Annotated in this window: 19 protein-coding genes and 1 tRNA gene; 10 read left to right on the top strand and 10 right to left on the bottom strand. The window is 67.3% G+C overall.

What is annotated here, in order from left to right; all coding sequences use genetic code 11:
* Positions 1-139 precede the first annotated feature (139 nt).
* Both FRZ61_RS17755 and FRZ61_RS17750 read left to right on the top strand, forming a co-directional pair.
* Complete coding sequence (locus FRZ61_RS17755; protein ID WP_151118986.1) at positions 140-2,239, top strand: methyl-accepting chemotaxis protein; 2,100 nt, start codon at positions 140-142, stop codon at positions 2,237-2,239.
* Positions 2,240-2,337: 98 nt separating this feature from the next.
* Positions 2,338-3,948 (top strand): sensor histidine kinase, encoded by a 1,611-nt coding sequence (locus FRZ61_RS17750; RefSeq protein ID WP_151118985.1) that lies wholly within the window; start codon positions 2,338-2,340, stop codon positions 3,946-3,948.
* Here FRZ61_RS17750 and FRZ61_RS17745 read toward each other — a convergent pair whose 3' ends face one another.
* From FRZ61_RS17745 to map, 4 genes are all read right to left on the bottom strand, one after another.
* Complete coding sequence (locus FRZ61_RS17745) at positions 3,949-4,869, bottom strand: DMT family transporter (RefSeq protein WP_151118984.1); 921 nt, start codon at positions 4,867-4,869, stop codon at positions 3,949-3,951.
* Positions 4,870-4,883: 14 nt separating this feature from the next.
* A complete protein-coding gene (locus FRZ61_RS17740) occupies positions 4,884-5,621 on the bottom strand; it encodes an ABC transporter ATP-binding protein (RefSeq protein ID WP_151118983.1) in 738 nt (245 codons plus the stop codon).
* 4 nt (positions 5,622-5,625) lie between these two features.
* Entirely contained in the window at positions 5,626-6,525 is a 900-nt protein-coding gene (locus FRZ61_RS17735) for an ABC transporter permease (protein WP_151118982.1), read from the bottom strand.
* A gap of 104 nt (positions 6,526-6,629) precedes the next feature.
* Positions 6,630-7,454 (bottom strand): type I methionyl aminopeptidase, encoded by an 825-nt coding sequence (map, locus tag FRZ61_RS17730; RefSeq protein ID WP_151118981.1) that lies wholly within the window; start codon positions 7,452-7,454, stop codon positions 6,630-6,632.
* Between the two features lie 384 nt (positions 7,455-7,838).
* Here map and FRZ61_RS17725 point away from each other — a divergent pair, with 384 nt between their 5' ends.
* Entirely contained in the window at positions 7,839-8,312 is a 474-nt protein-coding gene (locus FRZ61_RS17725) for a hypothetical protein (protein WP_151118980.1), read from the top strand.
* A 44-nt stretch (positions 8,313-8,356) separates the two neighbouring features.
* Positions 8,357-9,121 carry a competence/damage-inducible protein A gene (locus FRZ61_RS17720; protein ID WP_151118979.1) on the top strand — a complete coding sequence of 255 codons (765 nt, stop codon included), beginning with the start codon at positions 8,357-8,359 and terminating at the stop codon, positions 9,119-9,121.
* Between the two features lie 15 nt (positions 9,122-9,136).
* On the opposite strand, the gene FRZ61_RS17715 is transcribed toward FRZ61_RS17720, so the two are convergent.
* Complete coding sequence (locus tag FRZ61_RS17715; RefSeq protein ID WP_151118978.1) at positions 9,137-10,459, bottom strand: chloride channel protein; 1,323 nt, start codon at positions 10,457-10,459, stop codon at positions 9,137-9,139.
* Between the two features lie 229 nt (positions 10,460-10,688).
* On the opposite strand from FRZ61_RS17715, the gene FRZ61_RS17710 reads away from it, so the two are divergent.
* The 4 genes from FRZ61_RS17710 to FRZ61_RS17695 all read left to right on the top strand — a co-directional run bounded on the left by FRZ61_RS17710 (position 10,689) and on the right by FRZ61_RS17695 (position 13,515).
* Positions 10,689-11,279, top strand: coding sequence for a hypothetical protein (locus FRZ61_RS17710; protein ID WP_151118977.1), 591 nt, complete (start codon positions 10,689-10,691; stop codon positions 11,277-11,279).
* A complete protein-coding gene (locus FRZ61_RS17705; RefSeq protein WP_151118976.1) occupies positions 11,266-11,700 on the top strand; it encodes a hypothetical protein in 435 nt (144 codons plus the stop codon). Before FRZ61_RS17710 ends, FRZ61_RS17705 begins: the two co-directional genes overlap by 14 nt.
* A gap of 88 nt (positions 11,701-11,788) precedes the next feature.
* Positions 11,789-11,877 (top strand) — tRNA-Leu (locus FRZ61_RS17700).
* Positions 11,878-12,066: 189 nt separating this feature from the next.
* Complete coding sequence (locus FRZ61_RS17695; protein ID WP_151118975.1) at positions 12,067-13,515, top strand: DHA2 family efflux MFS transporter permease subunit; 1,449 nt, start codon at positions 12,067-12,069, stop codon at positions 13,513-13,515.
* Positions 13,516-13,552: 37 nt separating this feature from the next.
* On the opposite strand, the gene FRZ61_RS17690 is transcribed toward FRZ61_RS17695, so the two are convergent.
* Positions 13,553-14,656: an ABC transporter substrate-binding protein gene (locus FRZ61_RS17690; RefSeq protein ID WP_151118974.1), complete on the bottom strand. Its 1,104-nt coding sequence runs from the start codon at positions 14,654-14,656 to the stop codon at positions 13,553-13,555.
* A gap of 94 nt (positions 14,657-14,750) precedes the next feature.
* Positions 14,751-15,488 carry an SDR family NAD(P)-dependent oxidoreductase gene (locus FRZ61_RS17685; protein ID WP_151118973.1) on the bottom strand — a complete coding sequence of 246 codons (738 nt, stop codon included), beginning with the start codon at positions 15,486-15,488 and terminating at the stop codon, positions 14,751-14,753.
* Between the two features lie 178 nt (positions 15,489-15,666).
* Between FRZ61_RS17685 and FRZ61_RS17680 the strand changes: the two genes are divergently transcribed.
* Positions 15,667-16,917 (top strand): M24 family metallopeptidase, encoded by a 1,251-nt coding sequence (locus FRZ61_RS17680; RefSeq protein ID WP_191909086.1) that lies wholly within the window; start codon positions 15,667-15,669, stop codon positions 16,915-16,917.
* 27 nt (positions 16,918-16,944) lie between these two features.
* Here the strand turns inward: FRZ61_RS17680 and FRZ61_RS17675 are convergent, their stop codons facing one another.
* On the bottom strand, positions 16,945-17,367 hold the full coding sequence (locus FRZ61_RS17675) for a VOC family protein (protein ID WP_151118971.1): 423 nt from the start codon (positions 17,365-17,367) through the stop codon (positions 16,945-16,947).
* A gap of 276 nt (positions 17,368-17,643) precedes the next feature.
* On the opposite strand from FRZ61_RS17675, the gene FRZ61_RS17670 reads away from it, so the two are divergent.
* Positions 17,644-18,804 (top strand): 2OG-Fe(II) oxygenase, encoded by a 1,161-nt coding sequence (locus FRZ61_RS17670; protein WP_151118970.1) that lies wholly within the window; start codon positions 17,644-17,646, stop codon positions 18,802-18,804.
* Between the two features lie 71 nt (positions 18,805-18,875).
* Here the strand turns inward: FRZ61_RS17670 and FRZ61_RS17665 are convergent, their stop codons facing one another.
* Together FRZ61_RS17665 and FRZ61_RS17660 are read right to left on the bottom strand one after the other, a co-directional pair.
* Positions 18,876-19,568, bottom strand: a complete 693-nt coding sequence (locus tag FRZ61_RS17665) for a dienelactone hydrolase family protein (protein ID WP_151118969.1) — start codon at positions 19,566-19,568, stop codon at positions 18,876-18,878.
* A gap of 112 nt (positions 19,569-19,680) precedes the next feature.
* The gene (locus FRZ61_RS17660; RefSeq protein WP_456077633.1) at positions 19,681-20,685 is read right to left on the bottom strand and encodes an alpha/beta fold hydrolase; all 1,005 of its coding nucleotides are present in this window, start codon (positions 20,683-20,685) and stop codon (positions 19,681-19,683) included.
* Positions 20,686-20,698 lie beyond the last annotated feature (13 nt).

Raw genomic sequence — 20,698 nt, 5'->3', positions numbered from 1 at the left:
ATCGGCGCGCCGCTATCGAAGGGTGTGCCGATCTAACCAATTGTTTATGACCTCCCGGCATTGTCCCGCTCGAGTGGGTCCAAGGCGCGGCCGTTCGGGTTCGCGCGCCAGCCCAGACTTCCTTGACGCGGGGAATTCGATGTCTGTCCGGAATGCGATCAACAAACTCCCGATCGGCCTCAAGCTTCTCCTCCCGGTGATGCTGGCGCTGATCGTGGCGCTCGGGGCCTCGGCCTGGCTGACGGCGACCAAGAGCGGCGATATTGCGCGCGATCTGGCGCTCGAAGCCGGCAAGCAGCAGGCCGACGGCATCGGCTCCGATGTCGAGAAGAGCTTCGCCGCCGCTTTCAACACCCTCGAAACGCTGCGGGCCAGCTTCATCGAGCTGCGCAAGGACGGCGTGACGGATCGCAAGATCTATGTCGACATGTTGCGCGCGACGCTCGACGCCAACCCGACTTTCTTCGGCACCTGGACCGGCTGGGAACCCGACGCGTTCGACGGCAAGGATTCCGCGTTCGCCAATACCGGCGGCATCAACGATTCCACCGGCCGCTTCGTCCCCTACGTGGTCCGCGCGGGCGGCAGCATCTCCTATGAGCCGCTGAAGGACTACGACAAGCCGGGCGCCGGCGATTACTACCAGCTCGCCTTCAAGAGCGGCGAGCCGCAGATCCTCGAGCCCTACAGCTACGACGCGGCGGGCCAGACCGTGACCATGACGAGCCTCGTCCTGCCGGTCGTCATTGACGGCAAGACCGTCGGCGTGGTCGGCCTCGACATGGCGCTCGACCGGATGGCCGGTGAGCTGGCCAAGATAAAGCCCTATGAAACGGGCTCCGTCTCGTTGATCTCGAACGGCGGCCTGTGGGCCGCCTATGCGAAGACCGATCACATCGGCAAGCCCATCGTCGATACCGACCAGGCGCTGTCCGCGGCTCTTCCGGACATCGCCGCCGGCAACATCCATACGGTCCAGGCCTATTCGATCTCTCTCAAGACGGATGTCATCCGCGTGTTCCAGCCGATCAAGAGCGAAGCGGGCAAGCAGCCCTGGTCGCTGATGGTCAACCTGCCGCTGGACAAGATCATGGCGCCGGTGACCGAGCTCACCTACTACACGGTGGGTGCCTCCGCCGGCGCGGTGCTCCTGCTGGCGCTCGTCATCTTCATCCTGACGCGGGCTCTGGTGGCGAGGCCGGTCGGCAATCTGACCGGCGTGGTCTCCAAGCTCGCCGAAGGCAACACGGGCGTGGAGGTGCCGGCCACCGGCCGCGGCGACGAGCTGGGCGTGATGGCGCGGGCGATCGAGTTCTTTCGCCAGAAGCTGATCGAGATCGAGGAGCTGCGCCAGAAGCAGAAGCAGGCCGAGATCGAAACGGCGGAAGCCCGCCGCAAGGGCATGCTCGAGCTGGCCGACAGCTTCGAAGCCAGCGTCAAGGGCGTGGTCCAGTCGGTCTCGTCGGCGGCGACCGAGCTGCAGGCGAGCTCGCAGAGCATGGCCTCGATCGCCGAGGAAACCACCCGTCAGAGCTCCGCGGTCGCGGCGGCGACGCAGCAGGCCTCGGCCAGCGTCACCACGGTGGCGACGGCCTCCGAGGAGCTCTCGGCCTCGATCGGCGAGATCAGCCGCCAGGTGAATGAAAGCTCGACGGTGGCGCGCAGCGCGGTCGAGGAGGTGAGCCGGACCGGCCAGACCGTCGAGGGCCTCGCCCAGGCGGCGGAGAAGATCGGCGGCATCGTCCAGCTCATCAACGAGATCGCGAGCCAGACCAATCTCCTGGCCCTCAACGCCACGATCGAGGCGGCCCGCGCGGGCGATGCCGGCAAGGGCTTCGCCGTGGTGGCCTCGGAGGTGAAGAACCTGGCGACGCAGACCGCCAAGGCGACCGAGGAGATCTCGGCCCAGATCGGCTCGATGCAGACAGTGACCAAGGATGCCGTCGGCGCCATGGAGCGGATCCGGACCACGATCGACCGGGTCAACGAGATCGCCTCGGCGATCGCGTCCGCGGTCGAGGAGCAGTCGGCGGCGACCAAGGAGATCTCGGGCAATGCCCAGCAGGCCTCGCAGGGCACGGACGAGGTGACGCGCAACATCACCGGCGTCTCGCAGGCGGCGGCCGACGCCGGCCATGCCGCCTCGCAGGTGCTCAACGCCGCTTCCGATCTGTCGCGCCAGTCGGAAACGCTCCGTCACGAGGTGGACGGGTTCATACGGAGGGTTCGCGAAGGGTAAGCGGCCAGGAAGAGCATTGAAGAAGGCCCGGCGGCGTTCATCAGCGCCGCCGGGCCGATTTTGCTTCGGGCGCCCGCGGACCCGCGAACAGCAGGACGATGTTCGATTTCTCGGTCCAGACCGCGATCGCATCCACGATCGGCATCTCGCTCGTCGTGACGATGACCATGCTTCAGCTTCGGCTCACCACCGGCCGGAGCGAGTATGGATACTGGACGCTCGCCTATGTCATCTATACGGCGCGCCAGCTTTCCCAGTTTCTTTTGGTCTCCGGGGTAATCGATTTCCACGCGATCCCCGACATCCTGGTGGCGCTCTATTTCGGCCTCATCTGGTGCGGTGTCCGCACCTTCCTCGGCAAGAACCGCCATCCCGTCGACGTGATGGCGGCGGTCGGCGTGGTCTCGATCTGGTCGGTCTTCGCCCGCCTCGACGGCATGTCCTTCCTGGCGACGACGCTGCCGCTCTATCTGGTCGGCATGGGCGTGATGGCCCTCCTGGCCTGGGAGTTCTGGCGCCGCCGCGGGGCCGTGCGCGGCGAGGGCCTGGCCGTCCTCAGCGTCATCTTCCTGCTGCGCGCGATCCATTTCGGGGACTACCCGTTCCTGCGCACGCTCGAATGGTTCGCACCCTGGGGATTCATGCTCAGTTCCTGGTTGGACACGGCGATCGGCGTCACCCTGCTGGTGACGGCCCAGCGTCGTGAAAAGCTCAAGGCGCAGAATCTGGCGGGCTCGTTGCAGAGCGAGAACGAGCTGCGGCGCGAAACCGAGGGACGGTTGCGCGAGGCGAACGACAGCTTGAGCGAATTCGCCGCGCGCCTCGAGATCGAGAAGGAGCAGGCCAAGGCCGCCAACCGGGCCAAGAGCGAGTTCCTCGCCAATATGAGCCACGAGTTCCGCACGCCCCTCAATGCCATCATCGGCTTCGCGGAGATCCTCGCGGCCGGCAAGGCCAAGGGGCTCGATTCCGAGGCCAGGGGCTATCTCGACCATATCCTGGTGAGCGGCCGGCATCTCAACAAGCTGATCTCGAGCATCCTCGATCTCTGCCGGCTGGAGGCAGGGCGCTGGCCGATCGAGCCGCGCATCCTCGACGTCAGCGCCATCCTGCGGGAATGCGTCGGGATGCTGGCGCCCGAGATCGGGCAGAAATCGCTGCAGGTCACGGTCGAGGCGGAACCCGCCGACGGCCGACTCCGAAGCGATCCCACGGCGTTGCGCCAGATCGTCATCGGCATCCTCGGCAATGCCATCAAGTTCACGCCCGAAGGCGGCAAGATCGCGGTGACGCTGAGACGCGATCCGCAGGGCAACGCGGTGCTGGTCATCGCCGACAGCGGGATCGGCATCGCGCCGGACGATCTGCCGCGGATCTTCGACCTCTTCTGGCAGGGCGATGCCTCCCTGACCAAGCGCTATGAAGGGGTGGGCGTCGGGCTGGCGCTGACCAAGCGGCTGGTCGAGATGCTGGCCGGGCAGATCGGGTTCACGAGCGTTCCGGGCCAAGGCACCACCGTGACGATCGAGCTGCCGGAATGCGGTCCCGGCGTCGCACCGGCCAAGCCCGGACCCATCCCCGCCGGAATCGTCGCGGACCTGCATCGGCTGGCCGCCGCCTACCCGGCCGAGCAGCCCTTCGGCGCGGTGTCGCGCCCGCTCCCGGCGGCGAACGGCGATCCGGCGCCGGGTCGGCGCCAGATGGGCTGATCAACCGGCGGTGATCTCTTCCGGCTCCTTGGCCGCCGCCACGGGGCGCGGCGAAACCCGGTGCTCGCGGATCGAGATATAGACGCCGCTGGCGACCAGGATCGCGATGCCGGCCCAGGTCCAGCGGTCGGGGAAATCGCCGAAGGCGAGATAGCCCACGATGCAGGCGCCGATCATCTCGGCATAGCTGAAAGGCGACAGCATCGAGGCCTCGCCGCGCTCGTAGGCGAGGATGAGGAGATAGTGGCCGAGGGCCGCGATCGCTCCGAGCGCCACCATGAAGCCCCATTGCTCGGGGGTCGGCGGCAGCCAGAAGAACGGCACGATGGCGCTGGTGATGATCAAGCCCAAGAGGGCCGTATAGACCAGGGTCACCAGGGCCGGGACCTTGCCCGCCAGGCGCCGGGTGATGATCACATAGTTGGCATAGACGAGACCGGATCCGATCCCGAAGAGCGCTGCCGGCTGGAACACGCCAAGACCGGGGCGGATGATCACCAGCGCCCCGATCAGGCCCACCGCCACGGCGCTCAAGCGGCGCACACCCACCTTCTCGCCCAGCAGGAACGGCGACAGCAGCGTCACGGTCAGGGGCGAGATGAAGCTGAGGGCCAAGGTATCGGCGATCGGCATATAGGCCACGCCTGCGAAGAACAGGAACGTCGCCGCCGTCAGGCAGAGGCCGCGCAGGACCTGCAGGCCCGGATGGGCCGGCAGCAGCTCCCTGACGCGATGGCGCAGCAGGAAGGGCGGCATCAGCCACAGGACATGGAAGGTGAAGCGAGCCCAGGTGATCTGCCACAGCGACATGTCGCGGCTCAGATGCTTCGCGATCGCGTCGATCAGGGGCAGGATCGCCACGGCACAGAGAAGCAGCAGGATCGCCTGCAGCCGCTGGCGCGGGTGCGTGTCGTGAACCATCGAGGCGTGCCGGCTCAGGATTTCTCGTAGGCGGCCATGACTTCCTTGGCGTCGCCCATCCCGCGCACTCGGCCCCCTTCGAGCCACATCGCCTTGTTGCAGAGCGTTTCGAGAATCGCGGTGCTGTGCGAGGCGACCACCATGATCTGGCTGCGCTGGATCAGCTGATGCAGCCGGTCCGTGGCTCGTTTGTTGAAATGCTGGTCGCCGGCGCCGATGATCTCGTCCAGCAGCAGGATGTCCGGCGCGATGCTGGTGGCGATCGCGAAGGCGAGACGCAGGCGCATGCCGCTCGAATAGGTGCGCAGGGGCAGCTTGATATGATCGCCGAGGGCCGCGAACTCGACGATCTCCGGCGCGCGTTCCTCGATTTCCGCCGTCGTCATCCCGAGCAGGCGGCCGCGGATCTTGATGTTCTCCAGCCCGCTGGCATCGTCGTCCATGCCGAGCTGGATGTTGAGCAGGCCCGCGACCTGGCCCTCGATGCGCACCTGGCCATAGGCGGGCTCGAGGATTCCCGACAGCACCGAGAGCAGCGTGGACTTGCCGGCGCCGTTGCGCCCGATCAGCGCGACGCGGTCGCCCGCCTGGAAGTCGCAGGTGACCTCGCGCAGGGCATGGACCAGGATCTGGTGATGCCGGCCCGCGGCGATGCGCCCGCCGGCCGGCAGCAATCTCGCCTTCAGCGACCGGGAACCGACGCTGTAGACGGGGAGATCGACCGATACCTGATCGAGCTGGATTCGCGCCATCGGCTCAGACCCAATAGGTGATGCGTGCCCGGAAACGCACGAACATCAGGAAGCTGCCGATGGTCCCGACCGCGAGCATGCCCAGGACCGCGATCCAGCTCAAAGCGGACGGCGGCTGGCCGAGAAGCGAGGCGCGGATGATCTCCACGAAATGCGTTACCGGATTGAACATCAGGAGGTCGCCGACGAGGCCCAGATGCATGGGATGGAACAGCACGGGCGTCAGGAAGAAGAGAAGCTGGGTCACGCTGCCGACGATCGGGATGATGTCGCGGAAACGGGCGGAGATCATGCCGAGGACGAGCGCCAGGATCGCGCCCGCCAGCGCGTTGGCCAGGAGGGCGGGGATCAGCATCAGGATCCAGCCGTTGGGCCACACGCCGAGCAGCGCCAGGATGATCAAGACCACCGGTAGGTTGTGCAGGAAGATCACCAGATTGCGCCAGACGGCGCCGAACACGAAGCTGCTCAGCGGCAGGCGCACGCTGCGCAGGAAGGGCTGTGCCGCGATGAAGACGTTGCAGCCGTCGAGGATGAAGGAGGAGATGAGCATCCAGGCCAGGTAGCCGGTGGCCACATACGGCAGGAACTCCTGCAGCGTGCTGCCGGCGAGCTGGGAGAACACGGTGCCGATGGCGAAGATGAAGATCGCCATGCTGAGGGTGATCCAGAACGGCCCCAGCAGCGAGCGGCGGTAGCGGCGACGGAGCTCACTCCAACCCAGCATGCCCCAGAGCTGCCAGGATCGCAGGCCCTGCTGCCAATCGGCGATGGCGGCGGCGAAGGCCGCCCCGCTCCAGGCATGGGCATGGCCGCTCGTCAGGATCGAGGGCGGCGTGCCGCCCAGGCGGTGGGGCGCCAGGGAGACGGGCGCAGCGGAGGCGGGCTGGGACGGCTCGGACATGCGCTGGTGATCGCTCGGGACCGGTGGCCGGGACGGGGCAGACCCTAGGGCCTCGGCGGGGCCGCCGCAAGCGACAGACGCCAGACCAAGGGGGTTTCCTCGGCTTACGCCAGGTAGGGAGGCTGGTTCCAGCCCTTGGGCGACAGGGTGAAAATCTCGAACCCGTCGGCGGTCACGCCGATGCTGTGCTCGAACTGGGCGGAGAGCGAGCGGTCGCGCGTCACCGCGGTCCAGCCGTCGTCGAGCAGCTTCACCTCGAATCGGCCGGCATTGATCATGGGCTCGATGGTGAAGAACATGCCTTCGCGCAGGATCGGCCCGCTGCCCTTGCGGCCGAAATGGAGCACGCTCGGCGCGTCATGGAACACGCGGCCGATGCCATGGCCACAGAAATCGCGCACCACCGAGAAGCGGTGCCCCTCGGCGAAGGTCTGGATGGCGTGGCCGATATCGCCCAGCGTGGCGCCCGGCCGCACCACCTCGATGCCGCGCATCATCGCCTCATAGGTCACCTCGCAGAGGCGCCGCGCCTTCACCCCGACATCGCCGACATAGAACATGCGATTGGTGTCGCCATGCCAGCCGTCCAGGATGGTCGTGACGTCGATGTTGAGGATGTCGCCGTTGAGGAGCTTCTTGTCGCCCGGGATGCCGTGGCAGACCACGTGGTTGATCGAGGTGCAGATCGATTTGGGGAAGCCGCGATAGTTGAGCGGCGCGGGGATCGCGCCATGGCTGACGATGAAATCGTGGCAAAGGCGGTCGAGCTCGCCCGTGGTCACCCCCGGCACCACATGCGGGGCGATGAAGTCGAGCGTCTCCGCCGCCAGGAGACCGGCCTTGCGCATGCCGGCGAAATCCTCGGGCCCGTGGAGCTTGATTCGACGCTCTTCATGGCGCCAGTCATGGGCAATATCGTTCGGGGTCATCGAGCGCGTTTCTGGAGCTGGAGCTGGGGCGGGCCGTCGCCGGCGAAGGGCCCCCCACGCGGATCGCCCGGGATGAGGCGCGGGGGAGCAGCAATTCCTGCCCCAATTAATGGCGACGGGGCCGGATTTGCAAGTGTTCGGCCTCCCCGGCTCGCGCAAGCCCGGCCTGCGCCCGCCTCAAACTTCATCCACCCCGGTGGATTCGGCGGGTTTCGACCCCATATTTTGAATGGTTTCCGACGACATCGCCGAGGCGGTGGCCGGCCTTGCGTTGCGGTCGGCCTGCCGCCATTGCTAGTCTTGAATGTTTTCCGCGATTCTCAAGGCGTTGGCGCCCGGGTCGCGCGATTTGGCTGGCCTGGATCATCATCGAAGGTTGCTGTCATGCGGTTGCGGTTTCCGGCTCTGGCGCTCCTGTTGCTGCTCACCGGCTGCTCGGCTTTCCACACGCCCGATTGGGCGCGCAGCGAAACCAGCGGCAGCGGCGAAGGCAGCGTGGCCGCGCCGGCCGACGATCTGGGATCCTGCCAGGAGCAGGCGCGCGCCGTGATCCGGCGGGACGAGGCGATCGACCAGGACATCAACAACCAGGACACCAACAGCGACCTGGCGCAGGGGATCGGCGACCTGAACAAGAATCTGGGCGAGTACAACAGCAAGAACCGCTACGACCGGATGGTCGACGATTGCATGCGGGCGCGCGGTTACGATGCGCAGAACCCGAACGTGAAGCCGGTCCAGGTCGAGCAGCAGGGCGGTGCCGCCGCCGCGCCGGCGACGGCAGCACCCGAGCCCGCCCCCGAACTCACCCCGGCCCCTCCCTCGGCGATCAATCCCAACCTGCCCACCTATCCCTGACCGGGTCTCCCGAACCCTCGCCGCCGTCCACCCTGTCGAGCGCCATGCCCCAACCCCCGGACCCCGCCGCGACCGCGGCCGTTCTCATCATCGGCAACGAGATCCTGTCGGGCCGTACCCAGGACGTGAATCTGGCCTATCTGGCGAAGGAACTGGCGGCGATCGGCATTCCCGTGCGCGAGGCGCGCGTCGTGCCCGACATCGAGGACGAGATCGTCGCGGCGGTGAACGCGGCCCGCGCCCGCTATACCTATGTCTTCACCACCGGCGGGATCGGCCCGACCCATGACGACATCACCTCGGGCTGCGTCGCCAAGGCGTTCGGCGTCGAGCTGGTCCTGGACCCCGAGGCGGTGGCGCTGCTGCGCCGCCACTATACGGGCGACCAGCTCAATCCCGCGCGGCTGCGGATGGCGACCGTGCCCAAGGGCAGCCGGCTGATCGAGAACCCGGTCTCGACGGCGCCCGGCTTCCAGATCGGCAATGTCTATGTGCTGGCGGGCGTGCCGGCCATCATGCGGGCCATGTTCGACGGGCTCAAAGGCGGGCTCAAGGGCGGCCGCCCGGTCGCCTCGCGCACGGTCAGCACCTATCTGGGCGAGGGTGCGATCGCCGAGGCGCTGGGGGCGCTGCAGTCGCGCCACCCCACGGTCGATATCGGCAGCTATCCGTTCTTCCGGCGCGGCAAGTTCGGCACCAGCCTGGTGGCGCGCGGCACCGACGAGGCCGAGCTCGACCGGGTGGCCGAGGGGCTGCGGGCCCTGATCCGCGACCACGGCGCCGATCCCTACGAAGGCGAGATCGCCTGACCCCGCGGGCGGGCCTCAGCCCGCCGCCGCGGCCGGCGGTTCGGCCGTGCCGCGTGTCTGCCGCAGGAAATTCTTCGCCAGCGCGTGATAGACGCCCTCGGGGCAGACCAGCCGCGACAAGCTCGAGGCGATCAGCGCCGTCGCCATCAGCGGCACCATCATCGCGTGATTATCCGTCATCTCGGTCACGATGACGAAGGCCGTGATCGGCGCCTGCACCACGCCGGCGAAATAGGCGACCATGCCGAGCAGGACCATGGCGCCGACCGGAACGCCCGGAAAGATCGCGCTCAGATTGAGCCCGACACCGCCGCCGATGGCGAGCGAAGGCGAGAAGATGCCGCCCGGAATGCCGCTGATCGAGGTCAGGCTGGTGGCGGCGAACTTGAGCAGGCCGAAGCTCCAGGGCAGCGCCGCCCCGCTGGCCAGCACGGATTCGATCTGCTCGTAGCCCGTGCCGAAGGTCGTGCCCCCGGCGGCGAGGCCGCAGACGGCGACGCCCAGGCCGCACAGGATCGCGAACGGCACCGGCCACCGCTTGATCCAGCGGCCCGCCTTCCCGGGCAGGCCGCCGGCGACCAGGATCAGGATCCGGCTGAAGACCCCGCCCGCCAGGCCGCCGATGGCGCCGCAGACGGGCACGGCGAGCCAGTCCGCACTCGTGCCGAGCGTGGCCGAGGTGGTGCCGAAATAGGTGTAGTCGCCGACGAGCGCCATCGAGGTGAGGCCGGCCGCGATCACGCCGCCGATGATGAGCCCGCTGGTGCGCACCTCGAAGGCGCGGCTCATCTCCTCGATCCCGAACACGATGCCGGCCAAGGGCGTGTTGAAGGCGGCGGCGACGCCGGCCGCCGCGCCCGCCAGGATCAGCCCCGGCTGGCGCCGCGGCGAGAACCGCCCCAGCGCGAACATGATGGAGGCGCCGACCTGGACCGTCGGCCCCTCGCGGCCGGCCGAGGCGCCGCAGAGCAGGCCCAGCAGGGTCAGCAGGATCTTGCCGATGGCGATGCGGATCGAGACCAGCCGGTGACGCAGCCCATGGTCCCTGAGCTGGCGCGCCGCGATCGCCTGGGGGATGCCGCTGCCTTGCGAGTTCGGGAAGAAACGGCGGGTCAGATAGACCGAGAGCCCGAAGCCCAGCGGCGTCACGACGAGGGAGGCGTAGTGCCAGTGAAGCAGCAGGTGATGGAAGGCCTGCTGCGCCCGGTCCGCCAGCAGCGCCAGCATGACCGCGGCCGCGCCGACCACGACCCCGCCCAGCACGAACAGCGCGCGCCGCTGCCAGCGGGCGGAATGGACTTTCAGGCGGCGCGTGTGGCGGGAGGAGAGCAGGGACAAGGCGGAGGCCGTCGAGCGGTCGGAAAGGAACGGCTATCTTGGCCCGATCCCGGGCTCGATCCAACCCGGTTCGGCCCGGGCAACGTCCCGCTGAGTGCAAGGCTCCCCTGCGGTACCCGTCGGGCTCGGGCCTCACAACGCGGCTGGGGCCTCAGCCCCAACAGGCGCAATTGGCCTTCCGGCCGCGGGCTTCGCTAGAATCGGACCGTGGCGCGAGGATCGAGTGGAGGTGACGGTGCCGGAGACGGGTTCGCGAACGCGCGTGGCGCTGCTGTCGCACTGCCTCGCCAACCAGAACGCCAAGGTCGACGAATATGCGCTCTGTCCGGGCGTGGTGAGCCCCGTCGTCGCCATCCTCAAGGAGTTCGGCTATGCGATCCAGCAGATGCCTTGCCCGGAGATGGCCTTCCTCGGCGTCAATCGCTGGTGGCAGGTGAAGGAGCAGTACGACACGCCGGGCTTCCGCCGCCATTGCCGGAACCTCGCTTTTTCGGTGGCCGAGCTGCTCGAGGCGCGGGTGGCGAGGGGCTGCGAGGATCTGGTGCTGGTCGGGGTCGACGGCAGCGGCTCGAGCGCCGTGACCTTCACCGGCATCGGGCCGGCCTGGGGCGGGCGGCCCGAGGACATGAGCTGGGAAGTGGTGCCCGGCAAGGGCGTCTGGATCGAGGAGCTGGAGCAGGTGCTGGCCGAGCGCGGGCTTCCGGTGCCGCGCGGCTTCGGCGTGGCGATGGAGCTGCCGGGCTTCACCATGGAGAAGGCGATGGCCGAGTTCCGGGGTTTCCTCGCCGCCGGCCGAGCGGGGCTCGATGCGCAACAATGATCCGCGCTCGCGCTGCATCGCGATCCTGCCCGACCTCCTGGTGAACGCCCATCTGCTGGAGAAGGGCGATGGGCGGCGGGCGCCGCTGGAGCAGGCCCTCGCGATCCTCGAGCAGGCCGGCTTCGGCTTCCACCAGCTGCCGCCCGACGATCTGCCGGTCGACCGCGCCCGCGCCTCGATCGATTTCGCGCTCGACCAGATCGCCGACTATCTCAAGCATGGCTATCGCTTCCTGCGGATCGATCTGGGCGGCGTGACCGGGCCGCCGGCCTGGCAGCCCTATCTCGAGCGGGAGCTCGATCGCCGCGCCCTCGCCGGCATCGAGACCTGGCGCCTGACGCTCGATCCCGCAGGCCTGCGGGGTCTGGCGGGCCGGGCCGCCGCGATCCGCCAGAGCGCGCAGGCCGCCTCGCCCCTCTAGGGTCCCCGAGATCCGTTCCCCTTCCGCCTTGTGCCGGGGGCGGGCGGGCGACTAGCCTCGGGCCCGTCTGCCCGAGGATGGACCCCAGGCCCGCTTGGCGAAACTGGTAGACGCAAGGGACTTAAAATCCCTAAGCCCGCGAGGGCTGTGCCGGTTCGAGTCCGGCAGCGGGCACCATCTCCCTCACCCCACGGGCCGCCCGCGATCGACATTGTCGTCCGACAACCGAGGCTGTGCGACCATAACGCATTCGAAATCGGAAGAAGAGCCATGCGCGCCTCGTCGCCGATCTTAAAAGGAGTCAATTAACGGCGCGAAACATTGGCTGTAGAGTGTCCTTCATCGATTTCCGCATCACGCCCGCCCATGCCCGAATCCCTCCCCAGCTCGGGCGACCAGCAGTTCGCCACGGTCCGCAATCCCCGGCTGCGCCTTCTCATCCCGCTGGTCGTCGCCATCGCCTTCCTGATGGAGCAGCTGGATTCGACGATCATCACCACGGCCATCCCGGAGATGGCGCGCAGCCTGGGCACGACGCCGCTGCGCATGAACCTGGCCGTCACGACCTATGTGCTGACGCTGGCGGTCTTCATTCCGGTCAGCGGCTGGTTCGCGGACCGGTTCGGCGCGCGCCGGATCTTCGTGCTGGCACTGGCGGTCTTCACCCTCGGCTCCTGCCTTTGCGGCCTCGCCGACAGCTTCGCGATGCTGGTGGTGACGCGCGGGCTCCAGGGGCTGGGCGGGGCGATGATGACGCCGGTGGGCCGCCTGATCCTGCTGCGCAGCTTCCCGCGCGACCAGTTCTTCACCGCCATGATCTATATGAGCCTGCCGGCGCTGATCGGCCCCGTGATCGGCCCGCTCCTGGGCGGCGTCATCACCACCTACGTCTCCTGGCGCTGGATCTTCTACATCAACATCCCCTTCGGCTTGCTCGGCATCCTGCTGGCGCTGCGCTTCGTCGAGGATGTTCGCGGCGATCGCCATGTGGCGTTCGATTTCCCGGGGTTCCTGATGGTCGGGATCGGCGTGGCGTTGCTGCAGTACGGCATCGAGAATGTCGGCCGGCCCACCATCTCCTATCCCGCCATCGCCGGCGTGCTGGTCGCGGCGGTGCTGTTCCTGCTGGTCTTCTGGCGCTATGCGCGCAGGGTGGATGCGCCGGCGGTGGACCTGACCCTGTTCCGCATCCGCTCGTTCCGCATCGGCACGCTGGCCGGCGGTCTCGCCCGCATCGGCATGAACGGCGTGCCCTACCTGCTGCCCTTGATGCTGCAGGTCGGCTTCGGCATGAGCCCCGTCAAATCCGGCGTGCTGACCTTCGTCACCAGCTTCGGCGCGCTCCTGATGCGTCCCATCTCGACGGTCATGCTGCGGACCCTGGGCTTCGATCGGCTTCTGTTCTGGAGCGCGTTGCTGGGCGCGGGCATCGTCGCCGCCTTCGGCTTCATCGAGGCCGGCACGGCCGACTGGATCACCGTGATCGTCATCGCGTTGTTCGGCCTGATGCGCTCGGCGCAGTTCATGACCTCGAACACGCTCTCCTATGCCGAGATGCCGTCCGACAAGCTCAGCCGCGCGACCAGCCTCGGCGGCGTGCTGCAGCAGCTCACGGTCAGCTTCGGCGTCTCGCTGAGCGCGATGATCCTGGGCCTGCTCACCTGGGGCGGCCAGCCGCTGACGCCCGAGCGCTTCCACGAAGCCTTCCTGCTCATGGCGCTCATCCCGCTGCTGGCGCTGCCGGGCTTCCTCCTGCTGCGGCCGGAGGACGGCATGGAGGTCAGCGGCCACCGTCGCCGGAAGAAGTCCAACTAGGCGGCCTCGGGCGACGAGGCCGCCGGTGGTGGGCGCGTTATCCCGAGATCCCGTCCAGCCATTTGTTCAGCCAGGCGTCGTAATTGCCGGCATAGGCCTGCTGGTCGATCAGGACCTGCTGCTTCAGGTTCTCCGCCCGGCCCGGATCGACGCGGGCGAGCTCGGGCGGCAGCATTGCCGAGGCCGCGGGATTGGCGCAGCCATTGCCCATGATCTTGAACACCTCGATCTGGCGCTCGGGAATCTGGGTCGAGGCGATGAATTTCTGCGCCGCCGCGACATGCTGCGAGCCCTTCGGGATGGTCCAGGAGGAGGCGCTGAGCGCGCCCTGGTTCCAGGTCCAGGTCACCTTGCCCTTGGTGTCGCGGTCGAGCACGCTCGCGCGCGTGTGCCAGAGCGCCCCCATCGCGATCTCGCCCGTGAGCAGCATCTGCTGGCTGTCGGCGCCGCTCTCGAAATAGATGATGTTGTCGCCGAGCTTGCGGGCGGCCTTGATGGCGCGGTCGATATCGAGCGGATAGAGCTTCTCGGGCGCCACCCCGTCGCCCAGCAGCACCGCCTCCCAGGCGCCGATGCCGTATTTCCAGATGGCGCGCTTGCCCGGATATTTCTCGAGGTTGAAGAAATCCACCCAGGTCTTGGGCGGTTCGGCGCCGGTCTTGGCGGTGTCGTAGGTGACGACGGTGCTGTAGGTGTAGTTGCAGATGCCGAACTCCAGCGCATAGCCGGGCTGCACCTTCGTCTTGTCGACGACCGAGTAGTCGATCGGCTCCAGCAGGCCCTGCCGGCCCAGATCGATCGCCATGAAGACCTCGATCTCGGCCACGTCCCAGATGACATGCTTCTCGTCGACCTGGGAGCGGATATTGCCCGGCATGGGGCCGCTGCCGTCGATCTTGACCCCGATGCCGGTGTCGGCGGTGAAGGGCTTGCCCCAGCCTTCGCCTTCCGCGTGCTCCGCATCGCCGCCCCAGTTGGCGATCACGATCTCCTCCGCGGCGGCGGCGCTGCGCGCCAAGCCCAGCGCCGCCGGCGCGATGCCGAGCAGCGCGCAGGTCTCGATGAAACGGCGCCGGCTGATCCGGCCGTTGCGATAGGCGTGGGCGATCTCGAGCGCCTGCAGGTTCCGATCGTTCTTCATCTGGCCCTCCCAGCCGGTTTTGTCTGTTTGCGGGACCCGACGGCGCCGGGTCGAACGGCCTCTTGTCGTGAGCGGGATGCGAGCGCTCGCCCGCTCAGACCATGATCTCGCCCCCGCTCGCCACGACCGTCTCGCCGGTCATGAACTGGTTGCGCTGCGAGGCGAGGAACGCCACCACCTCGGCGATCTGCTCGGGCGTGGCCGCCCTGCCGACGGGAATGCGCTGGATCGCGCGCGGCAGCCAGCCCTGTTCCCGGGCCCGTTCCGTGGCGATCGAGCCGGGGCTGACGCCGTTCACCAGCACGCCCTTGCCGGCGAGCTCCAGCGCGAAGGTCTTCACCAGGCTGCGGATCGCGGCCTTCGAGGCGGCGTAATGCGGATAGAGCGGCTTCGGGATGTAGGAATCCGTCGAGGAGATGCAGACGACCCGCCCATAATTCTGCGCCGCCATGGCGCCCATGAAGGCGCGGGTGGTGAAGAACACGCTCTTGAGGTTGGTGTCGAACATCCGGTCCCACGAAGCCTCGGTGATCTCCATCGTGCCTTCGAAGGGATAGATGCCGGCATTGTTGACGAGGATGTCGCACCGCCCGGACTGGGCGAGGATCGCGTCGCGGGTGGCGAGGATATCGGCCTCGCGCGTGACATCGGCGACATGCGCCCGGGCCTGAGGGCCCAGCTTCGCCGTGGTGGCCTGCAGCCGCTCGCGATCGAGGTCGAGGAGATGGACGAAGGCGCCGCGCGAGACGAAGAGCTGGCTGATCGCCGCGCCCAGCCCTTGCGCGGCGCCGGTGACCACCGCCACCTGATTGTCGAAACGCTCGAACGTCATGTCGCCCGATTTCGCTGTTGCGACAGTAAGGCGCCGCCGCGTCGCGGCTCTCCATACCCCGCTCGGGGTATCCGTGACGATCGGGCCGCTGGCATACTGCCGCGACGGATCGGCAGCGCGATTGAACCGGTTTCAACGAGGCGCCGCCGGCCGGCCATGCGCATCGCGGGAGGTTCGAGTGACGAATGTCGGTTTGACACCGGGCGGAAGCTTCGACCCCACCAAGATCGGACCGATCGAGCTGCCTTTCAGCGAGGCCGAGTATCGCTCCCGCATCGCGAAGGTGTGCGAGATGATGCGCGAGCGCGGGATCGACCTGCTCTGGGTCACCACGCCCGACGCCGTCTGCTGGCTCCATGGCTATTTCACGAGCTGGTACAAGGCGAACTCGCCCATGCGCTATCCGCAATGCTACGGGACGGCGATCCATGCCGGCTCGGGTCGGATCATCCATTTCGACAATCCGACCGAGATGCCGGTGATGACGCGGACCTCCATCTGCAAGGACAGCCGCTGGTTGCCGGATCGCCGGGCGGCGCCGAACATCCGCTTCATCACGGAACAGCTGGCGAAGGAGGGATGGCTCCAGGGCACGGTCGGAATGGAATTCTGGAGCTACATCCCGAACCGCGCGATCAGCACGATGTTCGAGGGCGCCTTCCGTGCCGCCGGCTGCGAGGTGGTCGATGGCAGCGCCCTGCTGCGCCGCGCGCGCCGGGCGAAGTCGGCGCAGGAGATCGCCTATATCGAGAAGGCGGTCGAGATCTGCGACATCGGCCATAAGACGATCCAGAAGGAGCTACGGCCCGGCATTACCGAGCTCGATCTCTTCGGCGCCGTGACCCACGCGATGATGAAGGCGGGCGGCGAGTTCCCGGCTCTCATCCCGATCTTCAACGCGGCCCCGGTGATCGACGGCGTTCCCCAGCAGATCGGTCACAGCATGGCCAGCACCAAGGTGATCGAGGCCGGGGAGCTCCTGGTTGCCGATCTCTGCGGCGTCTACCACCGCTATCACGGCAACGCGATGCGGGGCTTTCTGCTGGGCGATCCTCCCAACAGCCTGATGGAGCGCTATCGCCTCGCGGCCGGCGTCTATGAGGTGATCAGGGCCGAGCTCAAGGCGGGCATGACCGTGCGCGAGGTCAATCGCCGCCTGCGCCGCTATTACGACGAGGTCGGCCTCTGGTCCGAGACGGGCGGCTGGGCGCTGGGCTACGAGCTGGGATTGAGCCTGCCGCCCGACTGGGTCGGCGATTTCTACTTCAATCTCGGCGACGACGAGTTCCTGGACCGCGTCTTCGAGGACGGCATGGTGACCAACTTCGAAAGCCTGTTCGACACGGCGCTCATCGACACCGTCGTCTGGCGCAAGGATGGCTGTCGCCTGCTGTCGAAGATGCCGCTCGACCTGATCGTCGTCGGCTAGGCTTCGCCCCGGATCGCCTCACCGGCTTCACGCGACCGGAACCTTGTGGGGTTCCGTGACGAAGAGCTTGTTCCCGTCCGGATCGTAGAAGGCGCGGAACCGGTAATGGGTTCCGCTCGCATGCCGCCAGGTTCCGATCTGGGCGGCGACCCATTCGACCTTGCCCTCGAGCGCGGCCATCGCTTCGTCGAGATCCTCGACCTCGAAGGCGATGGAATCGAGGCCCGGCGGATTCTGCGCGCCCGTGGCCGCGCGCCGCGGCGCAGGCTGGCCGAGCTCCGTCTTCAGGACATAAAGGGTGAGATTGCCGAGGTCGATGGCGGCCCAGCTCTGTCCGGGCGCGTAGGGGAGGAAGAAATCCAGGCCCAGGATGCCATGATAGAAATCGACCAGCCGTCCCACATCCCTGGTCACGATATCCATGTTGTCGATCCGCTTGAGCTTCAGCATGGCTGCATTCCTTGATCTCGGAGGGAAGGGGGTCGGGCGCGCACCATAGCGCTTGGCCGGCCGGTCCCCGAATCCCGTCGGCGGCGGCGGATGCCCGCCTCTTACGGAAATTTAAAGTTGCTGCGGCCCTAATGATGTCGGTGCCCGGACCGGCCACCGATAGATTAAGTCGCTAATTTTACTGGTAAAATTCAAACCCTGCGAGACCAGGACGCAAGGCTTGCCGAGGGAGCGCGGGGACGCTATTCCCAAGCTTCGACAGGGAGATGACAGTCAATGGTGACACCGCGCGACAGACTGATCGGGCTGGGCGAACCCGCTCCCTGGTTCGAGGCGCAGACGACGTTCAATGCGCGCTTCGCCATGGCGAGCCTGGGCGGGCGTTTCGTGGCGCTGGTCTTTCTCGGCAAGGCCGAGGTCCCTTTATGCCGCGCCTTCCTGGAGCAGATGGCGGCCGCGCGACTGGCCGACAATGACGAGCTCTGCGTGCGGTTCGCCGTGACCCTGGTGGCGGAGGACCAGGCCGATCCGCTGGTTACGGCGGCCTTTCCCAAATCGCGGGTTTTCCTCGACGGCGATGGCCATGTGTCGGCGCTTTATGGCGCGCTGGGCCGGCGCAACGAGAACGGGGATCACGGCTATCGTCCGCATTGGCTGATCCTCGATCCCATGCTGCGCGTCTATGCGCGCGGCGGCATCGAACGGCCGGAGGCCTTCATCGCCGCCGTCAAGGCGCTGCCCTCGCCGGCCGATCACGCGCAGGCCGGCGTGGAGCTCTGGGCGCCGGTCCTGCTGGTGCCGCGGGTGTTGGAGCCGGACCTCTGCCGGACGCTGATCGGCGTCTATGAGAACGGTCAGCCGGCCGTGTCCGGCTTCATGCGCACCGAGAACGGGAAGACCGTCGGCAAGCTCGATCCCAACTTCAAGCGGCGCAGCGACGTGACGATCCAGGATCCGGCCTTGCGCAACGCGGTGGTGCATCGCATCCATGACCGCCTCGCGCCCGAGATCAAGAAGGCCTTCCAGTTCAAGGTCACCCGGATCGAGCGCTACATCGTCGCCTGCTACAGCGGCGAGGATGCGGGGTTCTTCAGGGCCCATCGCGACAACACGACCGCCGGCACCGCGCATCGCCGCTTCGCCGTCACGATCAACCTCAATGCCGAAGACTATGACGGTGGCGAGCTGCGCTTCCCCGAATTCGGCCAGCGGCGCTACAAGGCGCCCACCGGGGGTGCCGTCGTGTTTTCCTGCTCGCTGCTGCACGAGGCCCTGCCCGTGACGCGCGGCCTGCGCTACGCGACCCTGCCGTTCCTCTATGACGATGAGGCGGCGGCTGTCCGCGAGGCCAACCGGCATCTCCTCGAGCACAAGCAGCAGCCTGGGGCCGACGGCGAGCAGGCGGCGCTGCCGGCCGATATCGACAGCGAATATTGAAGGGCGGCACGAGCCAAGCTCCGCGGATGCGGAGCGAGGCCCGCCGCGCCGCTGCTTCGACCGGACGCCGCTTACGCCAGATTCTTGGCGAAGAACGCCGCCGTGCGCCCATCCGCCTGTTCGGCGAGCTTGGGCACGCGCGCGCTGCCGCTGTGGCGCGCAAAGGCGTGGTCGGCGTCGTAATCGTAGATCGTCACCAGCGGATTGTTGTTCAGCGCCCCATGCACCTTCGCCTGGGCCTCGGGCGGCACGAACTTGTCCTGCTTGGCGATATGCATGAGCAGCGGCTTCTTGACGCCGCCCTTCTCGCCGAGCAGGCCGTCGAGGCCGACGCCGTAATAGGAGACCGTGGCGTCGCTGTCGCTGCGGGCGGCGGTGAGGAAGGCGAGGCGGCCGCCCAGGCAATAGCCGACGGCGCCGACCTTCTTGCAGCCCTTCGCGCGCAACGCCGCGATGGTCGCCTTGATGTCGTCGATGCTCTTGTTCTGATCGAGCTTCTGCATGTAGTCGATGCCCTGCTGGAACTGCGCCGGCACGTCGGCGTCGAGCTCCACGCCCGGCTTCAGGCGCCAGAACAGGTCGGGCGCTGCCGCCAGGTAGCCTTGTTTCGCCCAAGCGTCGGCCATGGCCCGGATGCCCGGGTTGATGCCGAATATCTCCTGGATGACGACGATGCCGGCCTTGGGCTGGCCGGAGGGGGTGGCGAGATAGGCGCTCATCTTGCCGGCGCCATCGGCGGCGGCGATGTCGATCTTCTGGCCCATGACGGGGCTCCTTTGTCGCTGTCGGCGGGAGAAATGGGGATCGGGCGGCGTTGCCGAATCTGGCACCGCCGCCCGATCGATTTCAAGCCTGGCGATTTCAAGCCCGGCGATATCAGGCTTTGCAGAAGGCGAGCAGATCCGCGTTGACCTGGTCCTTCAGGGTCGTGCACATCCCATGCGGCGCGCCCTTGTAGACCTTCAGTTCCGCGTTCTTCACGATCTTCGCGGAAAGCAGGGCGGAATCGGCGATCGGGACGATCTGGTCGTCGTCGCCATGCAGGATGAGGGTCGGCTTGTCGATTTTCTTGAGATCTTCCGTCAGGTCGGTCTCGGAGAAGGCCTTGATGCAGAAATAAGAAGCGGGGAAGCCCGCCATCATGCCCTGGAGCCAGAAGGATTCGCGCACGCCCTCCGACACCTTGGCACCCGGCCGGTTATAGCCGTAGAAGGGCATGCTGAGATCCTTCCAGAACTGGGAGCGGTCGGCCTGGACGCTGGCGCGAAGCCCGTCGAAGACCTCGATCGGCAGGCCGCCGGGATTGGCGGGTGTCTTGAGCATGAGCGGCGGGATGGCACCGATCAGCACGGCCTTGGCCACGCGCTTCGTGCCGTGTCTTCCGATATAGCGGGCGACCTCGCCGCCGCCGGTGGAATGGCCGACATGGATGGCATTCTTCAGGTCGAGATGATCGACCAGCGTCGCCAGATCGTCGGCATAGGTGTTGAGGTCGTTGCCTTCCCAGGGCTGGCTCGACCGGCCATGGCCGCGGCGGTCATGGGCGATGCAACGATAGCCATGCGAGGCCAGGAAGAACATCTGGTCCTCGAACGCATCGGCGCTGAGCGGCCAGCCGTGGCTGAAGACGACCGGCTGACCCTTGCCCCAGTCCTTGTAATAGATCTGCGTGCCGTCCTTGGTGGTGACGTAGCTCATGTTCTGTCTCCCGCTGTTGCTCTTGGGGGATTTCGGCGTGGGTTCCGGAATCGAATTCTCGGCCAGGGCCGCCATCGGCAGCGAGGCCGTCAGAGGTCCCGCAACCGCGGCGCCGGCCGTCCATCGCAGCAGGTCGCGGCGGCTGGGCCCGTCCTCGGCGACCGGTTCGTCGATACTCGTCATGGGCAGGTTCCCT

The organism is Hypericibacter adhaerens (assembly GCF_008728835.1).
Classification (GTDB): Bacteria; Pseudomonadota; Alphaproteobacteria; order Dongiales; family Dongiaceae; genus Hypericibacter; species Hypericibacter adhaerens.
The sequence above is the reverse complement of the archived record's forward strand: the minus strand, read 5'-3'. Positions and strand labels throughout refer to the sequence as shown.

What these genes read in the sequence shown, in the direction of transcription:
- FRZ61_RS17755 (WP_151118986.1), top strand. Translation starts at nt 140, where the DNA reads ATGTCTGTCCGGAATGCGATCAACAAACTCCCGATCGGCCTCAAGCTT.
- FRZ61_RS17750 (WP_151118985.1), top strand. Translation starts at nt 2,338, where the DNA reads ATGTTCGATTTCTCGGTCCAGACCGCGATCGCATCCACGATCGGCATC.
- FRZ61_RS17745 (WP_151118984.1), bottom strand. Translation starts at nt 4,869, where the DNA reads ATGGTTCACGACACGCACCCGCGCCAGCGGCTGCAGGCGATCCTGCTG.
- FRZ61_RS17740 (WP_151118983.1), bottom strand. Translation starts at nt 5,621, where the DNA reads ATGGCGCGAATCCAGCTCGATCAGGTATCGGTCGATCTCCCCGTCTAC.
- FRZ61_RS17735 (WP_151118982.1), bottom strand. Translation starts at nt 6,525, where the DNA reads ATGTCCGAGCCGTCCCAGCCCGCCTCCGCTGCGCCCGTCTCCCTGGCG.
- map (WP_151118981.1), bottom strand. Translation starts at nt 7,454, where the DNA reads ATGACCCCGAACGATATTGCCCATGACTGGCGCCATGAAGAGCGTCGA.
- FRZ61_RS17725 (WP_151118980.1), top strand. Translation starts at nt 7,839, where the DNA reads ATGCGGTTGCGGTTTCCGGCTCTGGCGCTCCTGTTGCTGCTCACCGGC.
- FRZ61_RS17720 (WP_151118979.1), top strand. Translation starts at nt 8,357, where the DNA reads ATGCCCCAACCCCCGGACCCCGCCGCGACCGCGGCCGTTCTCATCATC.
- FRZ61_RS17705 (WP_151118976.1), top strand. Translation starts at nt 11,266, where the DNA reads ATGCGCAACAATGATCCGCGCTCGCGCTGCATCGCGATCCTGCCCGAC.
- FRZ61_RS17695 (WP_151118975.1), top strand. Translation starts at nt 12,067, where the DNA reads ATGCCCGAATCCCTCCCCAGCTCGGGCGACCAGCAGTTCGCCACGGTC.
- FRZ61_RS17690 (WP_151118974.1), bottom strand. Translation starts at nt 14,656, where the DNA reads ATGAAGAACGATCGGAACCTGCAGGCGCTCGAGATCGCCCACGCCTAT.
- FRZ61_RS17685 (WP_151118973.1), bottom strand. Translation starts at nt 15,488, where the DNA reads ATGACGTTCGAGCGTTTCGACAATCAGGTGGCGGTGGTCACCGGCGCC.
- FRZ61_RS17675 (WP_151118971.1), bottom strand. Translation starts at nt 17,367, where the DNA reads ATGCTGAAGCTCAAGCGGATCGACAACATGGATATCGTGACCAGGGAT.
- FRZ61_RS17670 (WP_151118970.1), top strand. Translation starts at nt 17,644, where the DNA reads ATGGTGACACCGCGCGACAGACTGATCGGGCTGGGCGAACCCGCTCCC.
- FRZ61_RS17665 (WP_151118969.1), bottom strand. Translation starts at nt 19,568, where the DNA reads ATGGGCCAGAAGATCGACATCGCCGCCGCCGATGGCGCCGGCAAGATG.
- FRZ61_RS17660 (WP_456077633.1), bottom strand. Translation starts at nt 20,685, where the DNA reads ATGACGAGTATCGACGAACCGGTCGCCGAGGACGGGCCCAGCCGCCGC.